1 protein-coding gene and 1 pseudogene are annotated in these 502 nt (G+C 45.6%); both read left to right on the forward strand.

Translation table 11 applies throughout. From position 1 onward, the window contains the following. Window positions 1-227, forward strand: a pseudogene (locus BO222_RS13730) (hypothetical protein); the annotation flags it as partial. 160 nt (window positions 228-387) lie between these two features. Next, window positions 388-502, forward strand: a 115-nt coding sequence (gene tnpB, locus BO222_RS14400; RefSeq protein WP_198932033.1) for an IS66 family insertion sequence element accessory protein TnpB, incomplete at its 3' end; no start/stop codon positions are given.

The following is a 502-nucleotide window of genomic DNA, read 5'->3' on the forward strand; positions in this document are numbered from 1 at the left end:
GGCATAACTGGCTGTTCGCATACAGTGAAGACGGAGCCAGAGCGCTGACGCTTCTGTCTTCGATAGTCAAGACAGCCAGACGCTGCGGACTGAATGTCCTCAAGTATCTCGAACTGGTGATGAACAGATTCCAGAAATGGCGCGGTTCAGTTATACCGGCTGATGTCATTGACAGCGTTCTTCCCTGGAATGATGAAATCAGAGAACTCTGTGCTCTGTCAGTCTGAATCAATAATACTTCAATGTAAAAAAGGCGAAGTTCTTTGCGTCCTGCAGCTTTCCTGAGAGGAAAGTTTCAGAATCCATAAGATTCTTCGCCTTTAATGGTATATAGGCAATTTCGTTTCGGGCAACCCGTCAAATATAAAGAAGTTACAGAATATCAATGTGGATAAAGTCTACCTGGCTGCCGGCTATACTGACATGCGCCTGGGAATTGATGGGCTGGCTGCTCTTTGTGAATACGTCCATAATATTGATCCCATGCAGAACGTCCTCTTTC

The sequence above is a fragment of the Ileibacterium valens genome (assembly GCF_001945525.1).
GTDB classification, from domain to species: domain Bacteria; phylum Bacillota_I; class Bacilli_A; order Erysipelotrichales; family Erysipelotrichaceae; genus Ileibacterium; species Ileibacterium valens.